The 23,425-nt window shown below is 46.3% G+C and carries 22 protein-coding genes; 14 read left to right on the top strand and 8 right to left on the bottom strand.

From position 1 onward, the window contains the following. Positions 1-312: 312 nt before the first annotated feature. The 8 genes from NT073_RS25240 to NT073_RS25275 are packed head-to-tail and all read left to right on the top strand — an operon-like array spanning position 313 to position 9,030. Positions 313-1,056 (top strand): polysaccharide biosynthesis/export family protein, encoded by a 744-nt coding sequence (locus NT073_RS25240; RefSeq protein WP_297379205.1) that lies wholly within the window; start codon positions 313-315, stop codon positions 1,054-1,056. Between the two features lie 7 nt (positions 1,057-1,063). After that, a complete protein-coding gene (locus NT073_RS25245; protein WP_297379207.1) occupies positions 1,064-3,415 on the top strand; it encodes a tyrosine-protein kinase family protein in 2,352 nt (783 codons plus the stop codon). A gap of 12 nt (positions 3,416-3,427) precedes the next feature. After that, positions 3,428-4,093 (top strand): sugar transferase, encoded by a 666-nt coding sequence (locus tag NT073_RS25250; protein WP_297379209.1) that lies wholly within the window; start codon positions 3,428-3,430, stop codon positions 4,091-4,093. A gap of 5 nt (positions 4,094-4,098) precedes the next feature. Further along, a complete protein-coding gene (locus NT073_RS25255; RefSeq protein WP_297379211.1) occupies positions 4,099-5,445 on the top strand; it encodes a hypothetical protein in 1,347 nt (448 codons plus the stop codon). After that, on the top strand, positions 5,435-6,076 hold the full coding sequence (locus tag NT073_RS25260; RefSeq protein WP_297379213.1) for an acyltransferase: 642 nt from the start codon (positions 5,435-5,437) through the stop codon (positions 6,074-6,076). The genes NT073_RS25255 and NT073_RS25260 overlap by 11 nt, the downstream gene beginning before the upstream one ends. Beyond that, entirely contained in the window at positions 6,069-7,424 is a 1,356-nt protein-coding gene (locus NT073_RS25265; protein ID WP_297379215.1) for a hypothetical protein, read from the top strand. Before NT073_RS25260 ends, NT073_RS25265 begins: the two co-directional genes overlap by 8 nt. Next, positions 7,421-8,314: a glycosyltransferase family 2 protein gene (locus tag NT073_RS25270; RefSeq protein ID WP_297379216.1), complete on the top strand. Its 894-nt coding sequence runs from the start codon at positions 7,421-7,423 to the stop codon at positions 8,312-8,314. Before NT073_RS25265 ends, NT073_RS25270 begins: the two co-directional genes overlap by 4 nt. Positions 8,315-8,343: 29 nt before the next feature. Then, positions 8,344-9,030, top strand: coding sequence for an acyltransferase (locus NT073_RS25275; RefSeq protein WP_297379218.1), 687 nt, complete (start codon positions 8,344-8,346; stop codon positions 9,028-9,030). Between the two features lie 17 nt (positions 9,031-9,047). Here NT073_RS25275 and NT073_RS25280 read toward each other — a convergent pair whose 3' ends face one another. The 4 genes from NT073_RS25280 to NT073_RS25295 form a co-directional block, all read right to left on the bottom strand. Beyond that, positions 9,048-10,253: a glycosyltransferase family 4 protein gene (locus NT073_RS25280; RefSeq protein ID WP_297379219.1), complete on the bottom strand. Its 1,206-nt coding sequence runs from the start codon at positions 10,251-10,253 to the stop codon at positions 9,048-9,050. 65 nt (positions 10,254-10,318) lie between these two features. Then, positions 10,319-11,230, bottom strand: a complete 912-nt coding sequence (locus tag NT073_RS25285; RefSeq protein WP_297379221.1) for a glycosyltransferase — start codon at positions 11,228-11,230, stop codon at positions 10,319-10,321. A gap of 39 nt (positions 11,231-11,269) precedes the next feature. Beyond that, the gene (locus NT073_RS25290) at positions 11,270-12,100 is read right to left on the bottom strand and encodes a WecB/TagA/CpsF family glycosyltransferase (RefSeq protein ID WP_297379223.1); all 831 of its coding nucleotides are present in this window, start codon (positions 12,098-12,100) and stop codon (positions 11,270-11,272) included. Between the two features lie 307 nt (positions 12,101-12,407). Beyond that, positions 12,408-13,424: a hypothetical protein gene (locus tag NT073_RS25295; protein WP_297379225.1), complete on the bottom strand. Its 1,017-nt coding sequence runs from the start codon at positions 13,422-13,424 to the stop codon at positions 12,408-12,410. Positions 13,425-13,804: 380 nt separating this feature from the next. On the opposite strand from NT073_RS25295, the gene NT073_RS25300 reads away from it, so the two are divergent. Continuing rightward, on the top strand, positions 13,805-14,614 hold the full coding sequence (locus NT073_RS25300) for a hypothetical protein (RefSeq protein ID WP_297379227.1): 810 nt from the start codon (positions 13,805-13,807) through the stop codon (positions 14,612-14,614). A 62-nt stretch (positions 14,615-14,676) separates the two neighbouring features. Here NT073_RS25300 and NT073_RS25305 read toward each other — a convergent pair whose 3' ends face one another. Next, entirely contained in the window at positions 14,677-15,006 is a 330-nt protein-coding gene (locus NT073_RS25305) for a tetratricopeptide repeat protein (protein ID WP_297379229.1), read from the bottom strand. A 166-nt stretch (positions 15,007-15,172) separates the two neighbouring features. Here NT073_RS25305 and NT073_RS25310 point away from each other — a divergent pair, with 166 nt between their 5' ends. The 3 genes from NT073_RS25310 to NT073_RS25320 all read left to right on the top strand — a co-directional run bounded on the left by NT073_RS25310 (position 15,173) and on the right by NT073_RS25320 (position 17,648). After that, on the top strand, positions 15,173-15,910 hold the full coding sequence (locus NT073_RS25310; protein ID WP_297379231.1) for an electron transfer flavoprotein subunit beta/FixA family protein: 738 nt from the start codon (positions 15,173-15,175) through the stop codon (positions 15,908-15,910). Positions 15,911-15,987: 77 nt separating this feature from the next. Beyond that, on the top strand, positions 15,988-16,950 hold the full coding sequence (locus NT073_RS25315; RefSeq protein ID WP_297379233.1) for an electron transfer flavoprotein subunit alpha/FixB family protein: 963 nt from the start codon (positions 15,988-15,990) through the stop codon (positions 16,948-16,950). Between the two features lie 101 nt (positions 16,951-17,051). After that, positions 17,052-17,648: a bifunctional nuclease family protein gene (locus NT073_RS25320; protein ID WP_297379235.1), complete on the top strand. Its 597-nt coding sequence runs from the start codon at positions 17,052-17,054 to the stop codon at positions 17,646-17,648. 55 nt (positions 17,649-17,703) lie between these two features. Here NT073_RS25320 and NT073_RS25325 read toward each other — a convergent pair whose 3' ends face one another. The 3 genes from NT073_RS25325 to NT073_RS25335 all read right to left on the bottom strand — a co-directional run bounded on the left by NT073_RS25325 (position 17,704) and on the right by NT073_RS25335 (position 21,753). Next, a complete protein-coding gene (locus NT073_RS25325) occupies positions 17,704-18,159 on the bottom strand; it encodes a PPC domain-containing DNA-binding protein (protein ID WP_297379237.1) in 456 nt (151 codons plus the stop codon). A 139-nt stretch (positions 18,160-18,298) separates the two neighbouring features. Next, on the bottom strand, positions 18,299-20,296 hold the full coding sequence (locus NT073_RS25330; RefSeq protein WP_297380273.1) for a hypothetical protein: 1,998 nt from the start codon (positions 20,294-20,296) through the stop codon (positions 18,299-18,301). Between the two features lie 1,013 nt (positions 20,297-21,309). Continuing rightward, a complete protein-coding gene (locus NT073_RS25335) occupies positions 21,310-21,753 on the bottom strand; it encodes a PaaI family thioesterase (protein ID WP_297379239.1) in 444 nt (147 codons plus the stop codon). Positions 21,754-21,882: 129 nt separating this feature from the next. On the opposite strand from NT073_RS25335, the gene NT073_RS25340 reads away from it, so the two are divergent. Both NT073_RS25340 and NT073_RS25345 read left to right on the top strand, forming a co-directional pair. Continuing rightward, a complete protein-coding gene (locus NT073_RS25340; protein ID WP_297379241.1) occupies positions 21,883-22,647 on the top strand; it encodes a phosphosulfolactate synthase in 765 nt (254 codons plus the stop codon). A 76-nt stretch (positions 22,648-22,723) separates the two neighbouring features. Beyond that, positions 22,724-23,365 carry a DedA family protein gene (locus NT073_RS25345; RefSeq protein WP_297379243.1) on the top strand — a complete coding sequence of 214 codons (642 nt, stop codon included), beginning with the start codon at positions 22,724-22,726 and terminating at the stop codon, positions 23,363-23,365. Positions 23,366-23,425: the final 60 nt, after the last annotated feature.

Raw genomic sequence — 23,425 nt, forward strand, 5'->3', positions numbered from 1 at the left:
TATAGCCACAGATTAAGGACTAATTTTCCACTGCCAGCTAGGAAATAACCTTTCAATATTTTCCTCTTACTATACGAATTGGCATGAATCATGCACTAAGCAAGTAGCCAATTCAGCTCGGAGAATACAAAAAATGGTAACCCATAGGACCGAGAATGATACGTTACCAAAGAATACATGGCTCGTCTGAAAACTTGTTTTACCAACCGTTGACATGACCATCGCATGAATTATACGTTTTACGATTACCCTTCTCAGCGTACTTTTCGACGGTTCTTTATCACTGTCATTTTTTTAGAGATTTTATTTACTATGGCTGGCTGTGTATCATCAAAAAAGATCGTCTACTTCCAGAGCGATACAGAAAATGGTACCAATGTTCGCATGCCCGAAACGTACGTTCCACTTATCAAGGCAGGCGATGTACTGTCGGTTCAGGTAAGTAGTCTTAATCTTCAGGCAAGTACTTTTTTCAACCCGTACACCCCTATCTCTCAGAGCATTCCACGAACTCAGCAGTCTACAAACAGCCCAGGGCTACCCGAGATGGCAGGGTATATGGTATCAGCTACGGGCGAGATCGAATTGCCGCTGATTGGCCTGCTGAAAGTAGAAAAGTTAACCATTTCTCAAACCAGCGCACTGATTAAAGAAAAACTGGCTACTTACCTGAAAGAGCCAACAGTGAACGTACGAAACCTGAACTTCCGTATTTCAGTACTCGGAGAAGTGATGCGTCCTTCGCTCTTTACAATTCCCAACGACCAGATTACCCTGATCGAAGCCCTTAGTTTGGCTGGTGATGCAACCATTTACGGACGGCGCGACAATGTCCTGGTCGTTCGGGAGGAGAACGGGCAGAAGACCTTTGCTCGCGTTGATATTACCAGGCGAAGTCTGTTTCGATCACCGTATTACTATTTACATCCGAACGATATTGTTTACGTAGAGCCCGGCCGGGCCCGAGTCAACAATGCCGATCATTTTTATCAGATCGTACCGGCCATTCTAAGCGCCTTGTCGTTAGTTGCCATCATTCTATCCCGAACCTACTAACTGTACTATGGCAACCAACTCATCGAACTACAGCTACGTGCCTTACCAGCTTATGGACACTGGCAACACCCAGATCAGAGCAACGCTGTTGCGGTATGTCCGTTACTGGTACTGGTTTGTGCTATCGGTAGGGACATTACTTATCCTAGCTTTTTTTTACCTGCTCTACCAGCACCCTATCTACAAAAGCACGGCCAGTTTACTGGTTAAGGACGAAAAAAAGGGACTGGACTCCGAGAGCATGCTCAAGGAGCTGGAAATTTTTGCCCCGAAAAAAGTAGTCGAGAATGAAATTGAAGTGCTAAAATCCTACACCCTGATGGCCCGGGTGGTCCAACAACTCCACCTGGACGTAGTCTATTATTACGAAACTCCATTTGGTAAACGGGAGCTATTTAACCAGTCGCCGGTGCGTTTGATCATTGAACAGGCCAACCCGTCACTCTATACGGCAGATCCGCTGCACCTTTCCTTTATTGATAAAAATACTATAAACCTAAACGGTCAACAGTATCCTCTCAACCAGAGCATTAAGACCCCTTACGGACGGTTACGAGTGTTTCCCCGCCAGCCGGTTTCATCGTCGACCGAGCCAGTTTTCATTCAGGTTTTTGAGGAAGAAAAAGTAGTCAATGGCTATTTGAAAGTACTGAAGGCCGAGCCTACCAGTAAAGCCTCTACGGTGATAGCCCTTTCGCTGGAAACAGCCGTTCAGGATAAAGGAGAAGCTATTCTGAATCGCCTGATCGATGTTTACAACGAAGCTGCCGTACTGGATAAGAACCGTGTTGCGTCGAATACCCTGAATTTTATCGAAGAACGGCTGCAACTGGTAGCGGGCGAACTGGAATCGGTCGAAAAAGGCGTTGAACGATACAAATCAGCGCAGGGAATTACCGACCTTACCAGCCAGGCGCAGGGCTTTCTGGAAACTGTTCAGCGCAATGACGCCGAGATGAGTCAAGTTTCTATTCAGTTGGGAGCCCTCCGTGAAATTGAGGAGTATATTCAACAGCAACCCGGTCATCGGAATGGTACGCCTGCGACACTTGGCTTAAGTGACCCTACGCTGATTAACCTCATTCAAACCGCTACCAAGTTAGAGGCACAACGAAATGAACTGGCACAGACAGTTCCGGATAAAAATCCGCTCCTGCGCACCGTCGATGCCCAGATCAGGGCCATTAAAGCCGATATCAACGAGAATATAGGCACTATGCGGGCTATGCTCACTACAGCTCAGCGCCAGTTTGCCCGGACTAACCAGACGATAGAAGGAACAATTCGAACAATACCGACCAAAGAGCGGGCGCTGCTAAACATTACCCGCCAGCAAGCTATAAAAAATGATCTGTATACCTATTTGCTACGCAAACGGGAAGAAACAGCGGTATCCTTTGCCTCGACAATTTCCGACTCCCGGGTAATCGACGTAGCCCGTAGTGAGGCAAAACCAACGAAACCGAACAAGCCGCTCACTTACCTGTTGTTCATGCTTGTTGGTCTAATGATCCCTATTGGCATCATGGGTAGTCGTGATGTCATTAACAACCGGGTAATCCGGCGAGCAGATGTAGAAGCCCAGACCCAAACGCCCATTCTAGGCGAAATAGTACGAAAACGCTCACCCGACTCACTCGTTGTATCCTCGCGGGTAAACTCGGTCATTGCCGAACAGATCAGGGCCCTGCGCACCAACCTGAGTTTTCTGCGCGATCACCGCACGGGCAGTCAGGTCTTACTATTCACGTCCAGCATCAACGGTGAAGGCAAATCGTTTCTCTCCCTGAACCTCGGAGCTAGTCTGGCTCTAGTGGGATCGCGAACCGTAATTTTGGAGATGGACTTGCGCAAACCTCAACTTCGCAACTCCCTCGATATCGACAATGGCCTGGGGTTGAGCAACTATTTGATTGGTGAAACAACCGTAGAGGCTATTATCCAACCAATTATGGGCAATGATAATTATTACATCGTTCGTAGCGGCCCGCTGCCCCCTAATCCGTCTGAGTTACTAAGCGGAATTCGGCTGGAAAAGCTAATTCGTGAATTGCGGGAACGCTTTAACTATGTGATCATCGATGCACCACCCGTTGGACTGGTAACCGATGCCCAACTCATTGCCCCATACGCCGATGCTACCTTATACATAGTTCGGCACGATGTTACGCCCCGAAATTATTTAAAAATGATTGAAATGCTTCACCGCGAAAAGCGATTCAACAAACTCAACATTGTACTCAATGACGTTGGTGACAGCGAACCGAATTACTACAGCTATGGCCAGAAAGGAAATGCCTACGGCTATACAAATACCAAGAAAAAAACGCTGCTAGGCCGCATACTTTCTACTACTTAACGTGTTTTTGTTATGGTCTCCAACGCCCTCGACCCCCACCGTATAAAAGCCCGCGTCAGGCAACCCATCACGCCGGTCATCAATCTGTATAAGCATAAGCGTTTATTCGATTTAGTGATGGCCTGCCTGGTCACGCTGCTGATCTTAAGCTGGCTAATGCCGATCATTAGTCTTTTGGTTGTTCTTACTTCCCGCGGACCGGCTATTTTCAGGCAAACCCGTTCAGGTTTGAATGGGAAGAATTTTACTTGCTACAAATTCCGAACCATGCAGTGGCCAGCCAGTAAAGGGCCATTCCGCCAGGTCTCGAAGGATGACACCCGCGTAACGGCAGTCGGTAGAGTTCTCAGGCGTACGAATCTTGATGAAATTCCGCAGTTTATTAATGTTTTACGGGGCGACATGAGCATTGTGGGGCCACGCCCCCATCCTATCCAGTTGGACGCTCAATTTTGGTTTAACCTTCCGGGGTATCCACATCGATATAGTGTCAGACCGGGCATTACAGGGCTGGCTCAGGCGCAGGGATGCCGGGGCGAAACAGGCAACCCCCTTAAGATGAAACACCGGCTGATGTACGATCAGTTTTATATCCGCAATGCCTCGATAAGAATGGACATCTCTATTTGCCTACAAACATTGATGACCATGCTGAAGGGGAATACAGATGCCTTTTGATGCCGATGAAACCAGGGTCACTACTCGCTAAAATCAACAGGCCAGGGTCTATCGACGCGCGTAGCCTGCTCATTTACAAAAACGTAGTACAATCGGTGGTTGTGAAAGGGGTAGGTATTCTGATTGGATTTTTGACCATTCCGCTCACACTGGGATACATCAACATTCAGGATTTCGGCATTTGGATGACCGTCACGTTCCTGACGTCCTGGTTTAGTCTGATCGATGTGAGTTTCGGCAACGGCCTGCGAAACAAACTGGTTGTTTTTTTTAATACTGGCGACGTTCAAACAGCCCGAGCATACGTGAGCACGTTGTACGCGTTATCAACGTGTATAGCCTTACTGCTGATTGCCCTGTTCGTCGTAATCGGGCATTACGTTCAATGGACCTCCGTACTGAATATTCAAAGCCCGGAACCCCGGCAGGTCAATGGCATTATCACGTACACGCTGATAAGTTTTAGTGTTCAGCTCATTCTGAAACCCATTAACTCAATACTTTTTGCCGATCAAAAGGCGGCCTGGGTGGGCTGGATTTTGCTTTTGACCAATGCCCTGATCGTAGCCGTCATTTATCTCGGAGCCAGTACATTCGATAAATCGCTATCCGTTATCGCCCATGTTTATAACCTGGCCCCCCTCATGGTGCTTGGCCTGGTTTCGGTCTACCTTTTCCAATACGTTTACCCCGAAATCGCTCCCCGTTTCACTGACATTGACTTTTCTCTAAGCTATGAGCTAGTCAATCTGGGGGGCAAATTCTTTATTCTTCAACTCATCAGTATCTTGGTATTCACGTCAGGGGGCTTGTTCATCTCTTACTTCCTGGGCTCTGCCAGTGTAGGGCCTTACAGTATTGCGAGCAAGTATTTCAGCGTTATAACAATACTGCATGGTATCCTCATTACCCCTTATTGGTCAGCCTTTACCGACGCATACGTCAAACACGATAAAGTATGGATTCGGCAAACCTTACGCCAGTTAAATCGCATTAGCGTTGGAATGACGTTACTGGCCGGAGTAATGCTACTGGCCGCCAACCCGATATTTCGGTTGTGGGTTGGAACAAATTTTACTGTTTCAACAGCGCTATCGCTTTCACTGATGATCTATGTAGTCAGCTTTGTGTTTTTAAGCAACTACAATTCATTGATCAATGGAACCGGGAAGATTGGCCTTCTGGTCTACGTTTCATTAGTCGGTGTTGTACTGTATGCCTGTTTAATTACCGCCCTGTTCCGCTGGTTCGAGGTCGGACCCTCCAGTGTGGCGATTGCCGGAACGATCTGGAATGTAAGTATGCTGCTGGTATGTCGGGCCGAGTACAAAAAAATCATGTATGCCCTTTAAACTTATACGATTCAGTTTCAGAGTCATTCGATTTGGATGGCGACGCAGTCGGCGGGTTGCCGGGGCACTGGTTACCCGTATGCTCTTTTATCTGAATAACGTTTCGTACGGTTCGGGCCTGGAAAGCTACGGTATACCCATCGTCGACATTAACGACGGCAGTTCGATGACCGTCGGCAAGTCATTTAGCATCAACAGTGGTCGAAATCATAATCGAATTGGTCGACAGCAGCCCTGCTTTTTCATTGCTGACTTGGGGGGAACCATTCAAATTGGCAACCGTGTAGGTATGAGTTGTACAGCGCTGGTTTGCCATAATGCCATTACGATTGGCGACGATGTTACGATTGGGGGTAACACCGTTATTTACGACACAGATTTCCATTCGTTAGATCCTGCTCAGCGAGTCCGCTTCCGGGATAACGCATTGGCCAGAACGGCTCCGGTCGTCATACAGAATGGCGTCTTCATTGGTGCACATGTTACCATTTTAAAAGGTGTAATCATCGGTGCTCATTCCGTCGTTGCTGCCGGTTCAGTCGTTACCGGAACTATCCCGCCCAATCAGATATGGGGAGGCAATCCCGCCCAATTTATTCGTTCACTTCAAGCTCAACCTGTTTATGAGTAAGAATATTCAGCTGCTTATTTATTTCGCTCTGGTGCAGGTAACTCCACTGCTTTATCAGGCGTTCTTTGGCTATAATGAGTATTATATCTATCCCTCGCTGCTGAGTCACTCGTTACTTATCATTCCCATTGCCACGATCTTTCTCCTTAAGAACCGGTATACAAAGGCTTTTCTTATTATCTGGATCGCCTGGCTGTATGTTGGTGAACTCAAAATTTTAACCTATTTCGCCATCAACCCCTACTACATTTCGATGGATGAAGGTTGCATCATTTATAATATCTATCTGATCTTCCTCAGTATCGGTATGCTGGTACACGACGTAAATACCCATGTTCCAACTCTGTCAGTGGAGGAGCAGGCCAAAGGCCGGTTAATTAGTCACAACCTGGGGCCCTTCGAGTATTTCCTGCTGATTTTTCCGCTCATCTGGATCATTGAATTCGTCCGGAATGTGGGTTTTATTCCTATTTTATCAGGCAACGATGTGACTGATACTATGTACGGTCTGAATTATGGCTATATCTATAACTTCGGTTTTTTCAACTGTTTTTCAGCCATTTTCCTGTACGACCGCTTCTTAAACAGCACAACCGCCCGAAATAAAGCCTTCTGGCTGAGTATGCTAATGCTAACTGTGCTGATTATGTCGGCAGATAGCAAGCGACTGTACTTACTGGTGTCGCTGTTGGGCATCTTCGTGTACGACAAATTAATGGCAGGCGCATTGACCATCGATTATCGAACGATCATGATCTTGCTGAGTGGCGTATTTCTGTACGTCATTTTGCAGAATATCAGGCTGGGCAACGCAACGGAGTCTCCGTTTGAACGCGATGGTTTTCCACTTGGCTCCGAGTTTCGGGAGTATATCCGAGCCGTCAATGAGTATAAACCCGGCGATATAGCGGGATACGATCTATTGGGAAGCACAATCGGTGGCTTTGTCAATTCATTCGTCCTTAAACTCATGGGCTTCGACAAGTCTGAGTTAGTTCATAAAGACAGCGCCTATACCTTCATGAAACTCTTCGATAACGAAAACACCCTGGGTATTCGGACTGGCTTAACCTCCGAACTCTATTTTGCTTATAGCTTTTACGGGTTGTTCTTCATCACGTTTTTTGGCTGGCTAATCAGCAGTTTATCCTATCAGCTGGTACGTGTAACGAAGAAGTCGAGCATGATCTTTCTGAGTACTATCTATGGACTACTCGTTCTGACCGTCTTTGGGCAGAGTTCAGTTACCGCCGGTTGTCTTTCTGTTACGATGTACTTATATGGCATTTTTGCCATATTTAGTTTCTTTAGCCCACGTCAGTCAACGACGGAGTCCTATCTAGCATGATTTATATCGTCATACCGGTCCATAATCGCAGGCATTATACATTAGACTGCCTTGCCTGTTTATCCCGACAAACCATAACGGTGCAACAGGTTATTGTGGTCGACGATGGGTCTACCGACGGTACCACTGAACAGGTAAGATCCAATTTTCCCGATGTACTCGTTTTACCGGGCAACGGCTCCCTCTGGTGGGCTGGGGCTACCAACCTTGGCATCCGATACGTACTCCAGACGTTCAACCCTGGAGAAGACGATTTTATTCTGACTCTGAATGACGATACGACAATTGATACGACTTATCTGGAAAGTCTCCTGAGCGCTTACCAAGCTCATAAACCCTGTATCGTCGGCTCAGTATCGGTCGATGTAAAAACGCCCCAACGATTATTATACGCTGGTACACGACTGAATCTGCTTATACCAGACATCGAAAACTTGGCCCAAACCCGATTTAAGAACAACTATGATCTTCTGAAAACGACGGCCCCCTATCTTTTGTCTGACAGCTTGCCGGGAAGAGGCATGTTTATCCCCCGAGCTGTTTTCGATAGAATTGGCGTTTTTGACGAAAAGCGCTTCCAGCATCATATGGCAGATCAGGATTTTTCAGTCCGTGCGCGCCGGGCAGGCTTTCCACTTGTCGTATCCGCATCGAGCGTCGTCCATGAATTTACGGACGCTACGGGCGTAGACCTACAATCGCCGATGTCATTACGGGAGTTCATCAAGGCCTTATCGGCCATAAAATCGCCCATTAACTATCGCACACGGTATCATTTCGCGGTAAAACATGCGAGGTTATCCTATGCCTACTTTACCGTTGATATGCTTCGGATTGTACTTGGCTATCTACGCCGACAACTCAACGCCATCTCGCATCAGAATCAGTAGACCGTTGCTTCGTATGAACCCAAGACGCCATGAATCAGAAAATTAAGTCAATTGTGAAGCGTAATAAAGTATTACACACCTTTGCGCAGATTCTACTGGCAGTGAAAGCAAAATTGGCCTTACCCATACGGGGGCGGGGCAACCGAATTATCAACAAAGGTGTGTTTCTTCAGGTCAGGATCGATATTGACGGCAACAACAACATCGTTGATATTGCAAAGGGGGCTTTCTTAACGAACATGACGATTTACATCAGAGGGAGTAACAACCTTCTACGAATCGGTGCCTACTGCAAGTTTAAAGGGGGATGTGTATGGTTTGAGGACAACAACGGTCAGGTCATTATAGGCGATCATACCAGTATTGAGTCGGCGCACTTAGCCGTTACTGAACCCGGCAAACGCATCACCATCGGCGAAGATTGTATGCTTTCGGCGGGGATCGACATTCGAACCGGCGACTCCCATAGCATTTTAGATACCGCAACGGGGAAGCGAATCAACTATGCCCAGGATGTTACAATTGGTAATCATGTCTGGATTGGCCTGAATGCCGTCCTTCTGAAAGGCGCTTCAATTGGCAACAACTCCATAATCAGTACCAAAGCCGTTGTTACCCAACCGATTCCCGACCATTCGATAGCTGCGGGCGTACCGGCAAAAGTTATAAAAAGTAATGTAGACTGGTTGCGGGAACGGACGTATGAGACTGAGTAACTGCGGAGCTTACTAAATCAAGTTGCCTGCTTTACCGGACTGAGTGACTGGCGATTGGCGATTACCTCTTCATAGATGGTTAATGTTGCCCGCAGCGAACTAGTACGTGTGTAACGGGTCTGGAACTCCCGGTAAGCATTCTGCGCCAATCGCTGTTGGTCAGGCACACGCTGAGTAAAGTCTCCAATCACCCGGCAAAGATCCCGGCTGTCGCCAGTCCGGAATAGAAGGCCGCTGTAGTTATCTTTTACAATTTCGTTCAGGTTCTGCTGATCCGAGCAGATAATGGGTGTACCCGTTGCAAATGCCTCAAGAATTACGGTAGGTAAGCCCTCATACCAAAGAGAAGGTACAATTAGGGCACGGCAGCGTTTGAGGGTTTCCACTACAATCTGACGTGGTTGCTGCCCCCGGTAACGAATGGCAGGTGTGTGCTCCGAACTTTGTATCACCTCAGCTACCAGAGGCCCATCTCCAATAATATCAATCGAAAAATCAGCCATCTGGGCCGCATCCAGCAGCACCCCGATGCCCTTCTCAAATGTCAGGCGGCCTACATATAGAAAAAAATCTTCTCTATCGATTGGCTTTACATAGCCCGCATCAGCTACAAAATTGGGCTTTACACTCAACTGATCCGGCCGAAGCGTTAACGAGGAGCGAAGCATTTTCTGACGGGCGAAATCAGTAACCACTAAAAACCGATCTACCCGCTGCCAGATGCCTGTCAATTTGTGCAGTAATGTAATAGCTGACAAATGAGCCGACTGCACGCTGGAACCCCGAAAGCAGGCATGCCGGACACCCGGCAAAGCAACCAACCTGGTAAGACATTGCTCGCAGGGAATCTCTTCTTCTCGCATAAGCAGCCCGTTGACGCACACCAGCCGATAGTTATGGAGCGTCATAACTACAGGGATGCCCCGTTTCTTTGCAGCCCAGATTACCGCTGCGGAAGCAGTATAAAATAAGTTATGAATGTGCACAACATCTGGCCTGAATTGCCGAATGGCCAGGTCAAGTCGTTTAGCAGACTGCCAGTTAAAAAACGATTGCATTGCTGATCGGGCGTTGCCCAGCATTGTTCCATCAAACTGCTCATTGGTAAAGATCAGGGTTTCCACAGCAATGCCGTTCTCGCGCAGTAAGTCAACCTCCTGTTCAAAAATAACATCTTCTCCTCCCCGTTGCTGATAGTAGTTGTGAATCAGTAATACGCGCATAAATCAGGGTATACAGTGAATAAGCCAAGCCACTCAGGTAGTGAGTCGGTGAAAGGAGGCTATGATTAAAAAAGTTGGCGAACTTGGGTAGTGTAGGTAAGTAGCTTATTCCATAACCGAACCGGAATGCTGAATTTCCAGCGAAACTGACGGCTATAGTCTGGATGCGCCTGTATTAATTGAGGAAGGTTGAATTGTTGCTGATGCCCATCATCCAGAATGGGTTTATAGCGGTCATATACAATCTCCGTCGTTGAATCGGGCGAATCAACGCCGATGTTGACTGTTTTGGAAACAGTTGGATAAATGGTGTACCCGCCAACCTTGAATTCAGCATAGCATAGCCGAATATCCCAGGCATCTATGGTCCGGTTCTTTGCCCGTCTTAACATTCGTACCCGATCGCTCCCTCCGGCATTGAACTGTTTACGGGCAGTTGAATTACCCACGAACTCCTCAAAATCAGACAACTCCCAATCAACCTGTTGCCAGCGATCTGCCCAAATTGCCCATCCCCATGCGCAGGTCCGCTGAAAGAAGTAGCCATCTGCCGTATACTCCGCTGGACGTTTAAACGGAAACGTGTATCCACCTACGGAAAACACATTGGTGCTGTTAGCATATTGCGCCAGACTCTGGTTCATAAACTCCAGAAAATTAGGTGTGGTCACAATATCATCTTCAAGAACAATCACTGCTGGATGTTGCGTCAAAACGTCCGTTACACCCGATATTATGGAGTTGGCACACCCATTATTGGTTTCGCTATAAACCCGTTGCACTGATCTGAACCCGGTAATGCTGTCAACTACCGTACGCACAGCCTTAACCTTTGCCACTTCATCGATACGCCGGGGGCCATCAACAAAAACATACAAATCTGTTTCGGAAGCGAGTCTGTTGGCACACAGAGCTGCAAGCGTTTGTTTCAGTTCGTGAGGGCGTTTGAACGCAAAAAGTACAACGGGGGCAGACATGGAACTTCGTGAAGCCAGATAGATAATACTGGGATGCTATCAAACTTGATGCCGTATACGGTAATAGTAGAAGTCTCTTAAAAAATAGTATACAAACAAGCAATTTGTTATCACATATCGGCTAATTAACCGACGCGGCTCTTGAACCAACCGGTAAAACCATTCCAATCCTCTGCGTTGCATCCACTTGGGGGCTCGTTTCTGGGCTCCAACTAATACGGGCAAAGCCCCGCCAATACCTAATAGTACTGCCGAAATCTGCTCGGAGACAGCCGCCATCCATTTTTCCTGTTTGGGACAGCCCAGCGAGACAAACACAATGGAAGCACCCGATGCATTTATGTTAGCTATCGCTTGTTGCTCCTCTTCGCGAGAAAGGGCTCGAAACGGAGGGGAACACATGCCAGCTATAGTCAGTGTAGGATAACGCTCGACGCAGAAAGCACGACATTGTTCCAAAATAGGCGGAGTACACCCGTAGAAATAAACGGGGAGTTGATTGCGGGCGGCTTCCTCAAGTAAGGAGGGCAGTACATCGAGACCTGTTATACGGTCCTGCCGAAGCCGATAGAAGGCCCGAAGGGTCCAAAGCAACGGTACGCCATCTGGAGTCACCCAAGTACTATTATTAACCGCATCAGCAAAAACGGCATCTTTAACCGCTTCCACCACCATATGGACATTAGCAAAGCAGCCATATGCAGCTTTACGCTGACGGGCCGCGCCAATTATCGTTTGAATAAAGGCGTTGTACGAGAGAATAGTTAATCCTAAGCTAATGGCAAACCTACGCTCTGGTGTTTGTTTGAGCTGATCTTGCTGGCTTGCAGCAGGTGGTGGTATCGGCACCTGATGTATTGTCTTAAACATAACTGCATCAGGAAGTCGGTTAGGTAGATGTAGCGGGCGATGCGCTTGATCTAAGGTTATATATCGTCGTCTTCCTTACCACTGAGACGGCTTAACGTGAGCTAAGTAACTATATGAACTAATTAGATCGTCCTTATAGGCTATACTTTACGCCTTCTGGTTTACAAAAGCGTTTACATTAGTATTGGTTGTTGCTTATCGTTTTAAATTTATACCCGTTGAGGTAATTTCTTTGAAACTGCCTAAGTCTGTACCAATGAGAAGCGGCATTAGATAGTTAATCTAATGCCGCTTCTCATTGGTTGAATTACCTAGTTTTTACCCTCTTTCGCTGTTGGGCCTCCAGACGCTCTATTCTCTTTTGCTGTTCAATGACATGGAGTGTAAGCTCCTCATTCTTTTTCACCAGAATAGCCAGGAGGGTTGTCAAGTCGATTCCGTCTTTTACCAACTCACCAGCGCTCGGCACGTCTGGTAAATGGTTATACTGCTGAATGTATTTTTCCGTCTCAGGTAATGACCGAAGCCGGTAACCTGGTGCAAACACATAATCTGCCCACTGACGCTCTGATACCGGCTTGACTTGCATAGCCAGCGCCGACAGATGGCCTGATAAGGTCACATCACCCTGGCTACTTACTGTCAGAAACTTAGTGGTTGCGCCACCTGAGGTGGGCGAGTCGGCCGTAAGGTTGGTTAAGCGTAAACCGCTTCGTCCATCTACACCCGCTGTCAACTCAAGCCGATTTTGAGGAGTCGATGTCCCAATACCAACATTTACGTTATTTCCGAGTACCATGGCATTGCTACTCAACACACGAGCATTGGCACCAATGGCTGTTGCATTGGATAAGCTGCCCCCCGCTCCCATGGCATTGGCTCCTAAAAAGGTATTGTCTTCACCATCGGTAAAATCAAAGCCCGCGTTAGGCCCGATAATTAAATTACGACGCCCACGCTGATTATGATGCCCGGCATTATACCCGATAAAAACATTATCGTCCCCATCAATATTCAGCTTCCCGGCTTCATAACCAACAAATGTATTATGACTACCTGAGGTGTTAGGAAAGCCTGCTTTATAACCGAAGTATGTATTATAAGAACCCGTTGTATTACCCTGCCCAGCCTGGCTCCCCATAAAGGTATTGAACGTCCCACCTATTACAGCACTGGTACTCTGACCAATAAACAGATTAGTCGTACCATTAGCCGACTGAAAACTAACGACTTGGTTGTCAGGCGTTATAATCTGACTTTGTGCAATGCCCTGTCCGATAGAGCAGCTCAGGAGGATTAATACATGTTTTAGAGATGGTTTCATACCAAAGAAGGTTATGGAGTGATATTTAGAGCAATATTCGTTCCCAACTCAATATACCACCTAATTTTTGTTGTTTTTTTTCAATTCTGTATTCCCTTACAGCTTCCCTGAAGGTTGTCTGCTCATGGAATGAACATGAGTCTTTTACTTGAAAGTACCCTATGCATACGCAAAGGCTGTCAGGGCTTTACTTATACCCAATGTTATTGAGCCTGTTTGGTCTTGAACGGCTGGTTAACAAACCTTTACCTAACTTCATTGTCCCATTGGCCAAGCTAATTTTCCGTTTAACAAACAATTGATTTTTTAACAAAAATAAACCCGGCAGGTATGTAACTTTACGTACCTAAAGCGCAAAGCCGCTTCTAAACTTTTTGTATATGAAGCTCCACATTACCCTATCCACCTTGTTTACCGCTGGTCTGTTAGCTGGTACCTTAAGTAGCTGCGCCCCGACGTTTACTGCTGCCTACCGGCTTGAACCGGTTTCTGGCGATGTGGCTATGATTGATGGACGACCAGTTACCAAAGCTGAACAGAATGGCGTAGGCGTAGTTGCCTCGTTCGAGCGAGAAGATTTGGAGTTTGTTACCTTGGATATTGAGGTAAAAAATCGTACAGATCACCCCATTGAGGTTAACCCGGCAGATTTTCGTCTTACAGCCCTTGGTGCGACTCAAGACACGCTGACTGATCCCAGTAACCCAGGCATCGTCCTTTCGCGCGCAGCGGCAGATCCTACATACGAAGCAGGACGTATAGGTTTGAAGCGCAAGCTGGAAGAAAAGCGGCTCAAAAAAGCGAAAGTGTTAAATACAATTCTGATGGTAGCACTCGTTGCCAGCGATGTTTCCTCGTCATCAAAAAGCCGAACGTATCGCGAATACATAGGCAACCGAACGGCTCATGGACTTGGCTACCAGGGCCTAGCCGTTAAACGAGCCGTTGATTATAGCACCTTCGCTGACCGGATGCAACGATACGACTATGAAGAATACCGCTGGCGTGAGCTGGCCCTAAAAACCAATACAGTTGCCCCCGGCGAATCGGTACGCGGATTTGTCTATTTACCTAAAGTAGCAGGAGCCCGCTATCTGGCGGTCAACTACACCATTCCGGAGCAGGCCAGTATTCCACTTCTGTTCAAACAAGAGTTGATTCGAGAGAAAAAGGGACGTCAGCGTCGATAAAGTAACCTTTTAGGCATCTTGTTCGAAGATTGATTCGTACAAATCGTCTAACTGAAAAACAGCTACCACTCGTCGGCATCCTCCTCAAACGCCTGTTGAGCCCGTTGTAATTCTAGTAATGTCTTTTGCTTGTTTTGGACTTTAGCCAACGCAATTCCTTTTTCGTACAGTTCGGCCGCCCTCTCCCGCTCTCCCAGTTCGGCATACAATGCGGCTGCATGATAATACGTTGGCAAATAATCCGGATGTTGGGTCAATAACTGATCAAAATATAGCCTTGCCTCTATAGGCTGATCCCCTATATATTCTATAGCCAGCGCATAAATGTTAAATGGCTCATTAGGTTCCTCCTGTACAAATCGAATTAATTGTTGGATACGTTCGTTATTCATGCGTGCGAGAAAATTAGTATGCATGCATACTTTTATTTTAAGACTATTTGTACTTTTGAGTCATAAAAGTAATGAATAATGGGTAGTAGCTAGTAGATGGTTTCTATATGGAGCAACCGGCTACTAGACACTAGCCTTTAACAGCAACCACAAAACCCCAACACGTATGAAAATATTAGTGTGTGTGACGAGTGTGCCCGACACCACCACCAAAATTACCTTCACGGATAACAACACCAAACTGAATAAAGCCGGTGTCACGTTCATTACCGGACCTTACGACGACTACGCGTTGGCGCGGGCGGTTGAGCTGAAGGAAAAGACAGGTGCGACCATCACAGTCCTAAACGTGGGCGAAGCAGATTCGGAACCTGTTATCCGTAAATGCCTGGCCATTGGCGCCGATGATGCCATTCGCGTGAATGCGGAGCCCACTGATGCTTACTTTGTTGCTGAGCAAATTGCCGCCATCGCTAAAGAAAATAATTATGATCTGATTCTGATGGGTCGCGAATCTATCGACTATAATGGCGGACAGGTACATGGGATCGTGGGTGAAATGCTGGGTATTCCATCCATCTCCCCCGTTATGCTGTTAGACTTGGATGGCGACACCGCTAAAATCACCCGTGAAATTGAAGGGGGTAAAGAGAGCCTGGAGGCAAAATTACCATTGGTACTTGGTTGTCAGGAACCCATTGCCGAATGGAAAATTCCGAACATGCGCGGCATTATGACCGCCCGGACCAAGCCTCTCAAGGTTGTGGAGCCTACCGCAACGGATAAACTAAGTGCGGTGGCCAGTTATGAGCTACCGGCACCGCGTGGTGCCGTCAAGATGATTCCAGCCGACGCAGCTGAAACGCTCATCCAACTCCTGCACACCGAAGCAAAAGTCATTTAATAACTGCCGGTTTTCAGCATATAGTTTCGGTTCAACCTAAGAACCATACGCTGAACACCCAAAACCGAACCCATATTATGTCAGTCCTCATATTTGCCGAATTAGACGAAGGTAAACTAAAGAAATCCTCCCAGGAGGCTATTTTCTACGGCGCTAAAGTTGCCGAGATGCTGGGTACTTCAGCAACCGCTCTCATTGCGGGTGCAGCCAATGATACTGAATTAGCCTCTGCGGGCAGGTTTGGTGCCACCAAAGTGCTTCATGCTACCGATGCCAGACTGAATGAGCCCAATGGTATGGCTTACGCCACCGTTGTAGCGGCTGCCGCTCAGCAGGAAGGGAGTAAGGTTATCGTGTTGGCCAAATCATCATTGGCCGATGCCATGACAGCCCGTTTGGCGGGTAAACTGAAAGCTGGCCTGGCGGCCAACGTGGTCGAACTACCCGATATATCGAATGGGTTTGTGGTTAAAAGCAGCATATACACAGGCAAAGCGTTTGCCTTCAACTCATTGAAGGCGGATGTGAAAATTCTGGCTATCAAAAAAAACACCATTACGCCGGAAGAGAGCGATGCATCAGCTTCTGTTGAAGCCTTTACTCCTTTACTCAACGAGGCCGATTTTGCTGTTTTAGTAAAAAACACTGAAAAATCGTCTGGCGATATTCTGCTACCGGAAGCTGATTTTGTTGTGTCAGCAGGGCGCGGCCTCAAGGGTCCTGAAAACTGGAGTATTGTTGAAGATTTAGCCAAAGCACTGCACGCGGCAACTGCCTGTTCCAAACCTGTGTCGGACCTCGACTGGCGCCCCCACTCTGAGCACGTAGGGCAGACAGGGCTTAAAATTAGCCCTAATCTGTACATTGCCTGCGGTATTTCGGGAGCCATTCAACACTTAGCGGGAGTAAACTCATCGAAGGTGATTGTTGTTATTAATAAAGACGCTGATGCACCGTTTTTTAAGTCGGCAGATTACGGCATTGTCGGTGATGTTTTCGACGTGCTGCCCCGCCTGACAAAGGCAGTGCAGGCCCTATAGTTGGTGAGTCATAGAGTCCGAATACGTACGTATGATAGACTTCCTATTTTTACTTACAACTTAAGGCTTTATGACTTACGACTTTTTGTTAATTTCGCATCGTGGATAAGATTAAGCTGGAAATACTAGGACTTTCGCCCAGCCAGTCGCAATCAGGCTCGTTTGCGTTGGTATTAGGAGAGGAATATGGCAACCGTCGGTTGCCGATCATCATTGGCATGTTCGAAGCGCAGGCCATTGCTATTGAAATAGAAAAGATTGTGCCAAACAGGCCAATGACCCATGATTTGTTCAAGCAATTTGCGGAGCAATTCAAATTTACGGTCCGTGAAATCATGATCTCTGATCTGCGCGAAGGTATTTTCTTTGCTAAAATCGTTTGTTTTGATGGCGTTCGCGAATCGGTCATTGATGCCCGGCCATCTGACGCCATAGCCATTGGGATTCGATTTGATGTCCCCATTTACACGAATGAGTCTATTTTATCCGAAGCGGGTATTACGGCCAGTGGTACCGATGAGGAAGAAGAGCAGGAAGAACTTGTTCGTTCATCAAATCGCCCATCAACACGATCTTTTGGCGATCAATTAAAAAACGCAACATCGGAGGAATTGCAGCGCATGCTCGAAGAAGCACTCGGCAACGAAGAGTATGAACGGGCGGCAAAGATTCGCGACGAAATGAGTAAGCGTAACTAACCAATTTTTCTCCATTAATAAAAAAAGCCATCTCGCCGGGAAGATGGCTTTTTTGCTATTTTCTTTTGCGTTTCCGAATGACCAGTTCCTGATAACCGAATGTCGGGTCAGGCTCGCGCGTATAATTGAGGTCAGGAAATGTTCCAATTACCAGCTCTGCGGTCGTGTACACCCTACACCCATCTAGCAAGTGCCCACCAATTGTACGTCCGGTTGAATCAGAAACGGATAGGTGTAGATGACTACCCGTAGTTGAGAGTGTCCCAACCAGAGACACAATTTCGAAATGCCCTTTCCATTCGCTAGCATTTTCCTGATTGGCCAAACGTAGCGTTACATCCGTTAAGCTACCTACGCAGGTCAATACCGCGCCAGCACCAATCCGCTCTTTCTGTACAATCGTTTCTAATGCTTTTTTTATGTCTTGCCCCGGCTTTAGCCGCACCGAATAGGTCTGCATAGTGGATGAAGACAGGGGTGTATAAAGAGGCTGTGATTGTGCGTCAGACATAACAATAAAGAGTTGAATGAGAATTGCCAACAAACATTTCTGAAGTTTATTCATCGTCATCGTTACAATTTATACTATGCATCAAACATAAAAAAACCGGGAGCGTTGGCCCCCGGTTTTTTTAGCAACTATTACTTTATTACTCAACACCAAAGACGGCAGTTGAACGACGACCGCTGTTGCCAGCTCGGCGTGTTGCTTTCTTAGGCGCTGGTGGTGCTAATAACTTAGCTTTCTGCGCATCTGTCAATGGCTTCAGATCAGTAATTGAGTAGCTGTTGTCGCTAATCGTTGTGTTGAAGCTTCCTATCACTTGCTCAGGCTGACCGTTAGCTGGCAGTTTTGTAACTGTGAATACAGCGCGGAAGTACTGAACCTGCGGACGTACGCGACGACCTTTGAAGCGGATAGCATTGCCACTTTCGATCTTAGCTTTTTCAGCCTGTAACTGTTGAGCTAAGCTGCCTGGCAGTTCATTCAGGTTGAGGATAACCGTGTTTGTATCGAATTCAACCGTACTGTTTGCGAGTGCGCGGTTGAAACCACGGTAACGAAGACGAGTAACAGTGTCACCAACGGAGGTAACCGTACCATTACAGTAACAAACGTTAGCCACCTCACGAGTATACGGCGTACGATAATACACCTCTAAACGCTCCAGTCTGTGACGGAATCTCGAATCAACAATAGTAGTGCGCGGACGAATGCTTGCGAAGCTTGTCGTAGCAACTTCACTCATACATGTGCCACATTTAGCAACTTGCTTGTTGTGAACGGTCACGTAGTAGAAGCCTGGATTGATCTGACCATTTGAGAAATAAGCAGTTGGGAAGGGCAGCGATGTATCGGTAGTATTCTCTACTTGAGCGATAACTTGATCTGTTGCACCAGCAGCTACTGAATCTGCGCGGTAATATAAACGAGCCGTGAACGTTTCGTTTTTCGGACTTGGAGTCGTACTGCGCCAGCTAATCACAGGAGCAGTAGCGGCCGTATTAACCGGAGCCGACTGTTGCGCGTTTGTGCTGTCAACAAAGGCAAGTGAAGCACCTTTTAGCGAAGCACCGTTAAACTGTACGTTCAATTCAGGAATCTGTTCGCAGGTTGGGCAGGTAACAGGAGCTTTAGGAATAAGTTTCTTTTGAACGAATCCTTTCCGTAGCGCTATACCAGCACTAAATCCACCATGCTTACGCTTGAACTCATAGAGTTGATCGTCAACCCCATTGATGATCAGGTAATTCAACTGTGTGATGAAGCCTTGTCCCTGAATACCAATGTTCCAGTTGTTACGCAATGGGAAGAAGATAGCAGCCGATCCTAAGGCGCCCAGATGGTAAAGGCGGGAGCTAGGATTTACTGACCGAATCAGACCGCCACCCTCAACAAACGAAGGAACTCCATTCGGCAACGTTATCGTCGACGGTGTGAAAGCCGTGATGGTTGCTGCTTCGGTACGGAACAGACCACCACGCGCACCTAACTCGATAAAGGTAGTTGCATCCGGATTCCGGCGACTGCGGGCCAGTGTGAACGTAAGAACTGGTCCAACTGTCAGGAACATATCTTCTGAAGCACGCTGACGGATAGTTACCTGATCATTTGTAAAGCCCCGGGCATTAGCCAGGCCGTATAAATAATCGCGATAAACACTCCGGGTAATATAGTTTTGGTAGCCAAAAGCTGCCCCGATACCGAAACGGAGTCGACGGGTAGCTGGCGTCAAAAAGTAATCTACATTAGCCGTAACATTGAAACCTGCACCGTTATAAAGCGTTTTGTCACGCTTATTAGGGCCAAAGGTGTTCTCCCAGGTACCGCAGTAAGCAAAGTTAGGTCCTGCAAAAAGACCTACCCGCCATGGCGACAGTCGCCGTACTAAGATAAATGTTTGAAAGGTTGTATCGCAGTCATCCAGTTCAGCAACATCACTTGCCTGCGCTTTGAAATCACTTCGCTTGAGGGTATCAGTGTAAACACCTTTACCCAGGCGATAAATCTTTTCGCGCTGGTAGTTGCCACTAGGGGCAGTTGTTGATGGACTAACTGTTGCGGGTTGAACCCGGACTGTGTCAGCCTGTTGAGCAAGGCTAACAGAAGGTATTGCAAAACTTAGCAACACGAGTCCAGCCAGCATCCTCATGGGGTGTTGTTGGATAAATGTTCGCATATTTATTGGGTTAATTTGACGCAATGTTTCCGACTAAACTTTTAATCTTCCAAATATGGCTACGGAAATTTAGGCAACGGCCAATCCACTAGCCCCGTGGATTTTTGAGTCTTTTGTTGGTAATCATTCATAGTGAGTGATATTAATAAACTACTGTTCACATGTATGACTAACTTCATCGACAAATGTTTCTCAGATTTAACTTTTTTTCTCAGGCTATCTGAAAAATACCGTTATCCTTAACTTATGGTCAAGAAATTTGACCGGCCACATAGACCATTTTCCAGGAGCACCCAAGAAACGGCCCAAAAATCCGCTTTTTTTTGCAATGTTAAGACTGAATCGCAAAAATTAGTCCACAGTTCAATTTTTTTTTCAAAAGACATCGCTGTACAGAAGCCACATCTTGGCTCCCCGTCTTTATTTCAATATGGGCTCAGGTTCGACAATCAATTCACTTCGCACCACTATTACTCATTTCGGGTAATCGTGTTTGAAAGTAATTGACTTTTTATTGTTTGTCAATAATAGCAAGAATACAAGGATAAAAAAACAATTCTTCTATCTAGCCCGAAACTATGCGAAAAACCATGGCATATTTTCATTTCTTCTCAGATTATTTCTATTACTAACAACTATTCCAAAAAATTTGTAGCTAATGAAACTAAGGGTGTCTCCCTATTAAAGGCGTTGACTTCTTTCCAGACACTCAATTCAGACTTATTAGCTCACTATCTGGCAGACTTTCGTACCGGAATTTTACCTAATTAGATACTACACTAATTATGCCTTGAGTGAGTCGAGATCAATATTGATGCACTTGGTGTGACAGCGTTTAGGCAAATTAGGACTTAAATTATAGTCTGGTAGCTTTCTACTCAATGCGGGCAAAGCCTAAATTTGTTACAAGCAAAAACGCTTAAATTAGTTAACAAACTATTCGTCATAGATGCGCGAAATGAATGTCTTAACCAACTTATTCAAATTTTAATAGATGTTTGAATCAGGTTTGTACTACATTTTGCGATAACCTTGCCATTTGCGGCTACAATTCTTCCTTCGCAATGAATTATATTCTTGCCTTCACGAATGACTTCAGCCGTTGCTGTCACAACCTCTCCTTCACGGGAGGCATGCAAAAAGTCAACAGTTAGATTTACAGACGTATAAGCATACTCCCGGCCAAGGGAATAAACCATAGCTCCAATTAAATCATCCAGAATGGCCGAAGCAGCTCCCCCATGCAGAACACCTGCTGGATTTGTCATTTCGCTGCGTACAGTAAAATCAGCGACTAGCCTACCATAATTTACTGCAATAATCTTACCATTTAACCATCTGCCGAAGGGGGATGGACTGATGTCCATGCTTTTCCCGATTTTAGAGCGGAAGAATTCCAGACGAGGGTTTGTTATTTCGTTCATAATAGGCAAAAATAGCATTTAACTAAGCCAAACGTCCAAAAGATGCTATAATGTCTGTACTTTCTTGGGAGTTTTTCAAGAGTTGTACTACTTTTGGGCGTTTTTAATACGCCCACGAAATTACTTCTCATGAATTATACGCTTACGCAGATACCCGAACGCACCCTAAAACCCCGTCAAAGTGGCTTGACAATGGTTATGGATAAAGGGTTAAGCCTTCGGGAAGTAGAGGATTTTTTATCTGTTTCTGCTGATCACACAGACATCGTTAAACTCGGATGGGCAACTTCGTTTGTTACCCCAAGGCTTAAAGAAAAGCTGGCGATCTACCGGGAAGCTGGCATCCCTGTCTATTTCGGTGGAACATTATTTGAGGCTTTTGTTGTGAGAAAGCAATTTGATGAATACCGAAAGTTGCTGGACCGGTACGAAATGGCTTATGCTGAAGTGTCGGATGGGTCTATTGACATGAATCAGGATGATAAGTGTGAGTACATCCGGAAGCTGGCAACACAGGTAACCGTTTTATCGGAAGTAGGCTCTAAAGATGAGGCTAAAATTATACCTCCTTACAAATGGATTCAATTGATGAAAGCCGAACTTGAGGCAGGTGCCTGGAAAGTTATCGGGGAAGCCCGTGAGGGTGGTACCGTTGGTTTATTTCGGTCCAGTGGCGAAGTTCGACAGGGTCTGGTCGAAGAAATTTTAACCCAGGTTCCATTTGAAAGAATTCTTTGGGAGGCCCCTCAGAAAGAGCAGCAGGTGTGGTTTGTTAAACTCCTGGGTGCTAATGTCAATCTTGGCAACATTGCCCCTCATGAAGTAATTCCTTTAGAAACGATCCGATTAGGGCTTCGGGGAGACACCTTTTCACATTTTTTAGATAAGGAATAATAGCCTGCACATAACCAGCGAACGACGCGTTTTCTTTCGATGGTATGACTGGCTATTAGCACTTAACTCCTTTCTCATGGACCTTATAAAATCGTTACTTGATTTTTTGCTTCACCTCGATCGTTATCTCGATTTGTGGGCAAACGAATATGGCGTGTTACTATATGCTATTCTCTTTCTGATTGTATTCACAGAGACTGGCCTTATTTTTATGCCACTGCTGCCCGGCGATTCGCTGTTATTCGCGGCAGGTGCCCTGGCGGCTCGCCCCACAAATGAACTTAGCGTTTGGGTTATTATCCCCCTCCTCATCATAGCCGCCCTTATGGGCGATAATGTCAATTATTTTGTGGGTAAATACTTGGGGACCAAGATTAAATCACGGGAGCGAATTCTGTTCTTTAAGCGCGAGTACATTGCTGAGACGGAGAAGTTTTATGCCAAATACGGCGGACGAACCGTTATTATAGCCCGGTTTATACCTATCGTTCGGACCATTGCTCCGTTTGTTGCCGGCGCCGGTAGCATGAGTTATGGTACGTATATTAAATTCTGTATTATGGGTGCCATCCTGTGGGTAACCAGCATTTCGTTGTTGGGTTATTTCTTCGGTAACTTCCCCATTGTTCAGAAAAACTTCGAATTAGTAGTCTTTGGTATCGTTGGTCTATCTATACTTCCGATCATTTTCGAATTTGTTAAGAAAAAGATGCGGTAAGTTTTCGTTATACTGTTCTTTCTTTGACTATGCCATTGCTTTTGCGGTGGCATAGTCTTT

The organism is Spirosoma sp., from assembly GCF_026391055.1.
In the GTDB taxonomy this organism is placed as follows: Bacteria; Bacteroidota; Bacteroidia; order Cytophagales; family Spirosomataceae; genus Spirosoma.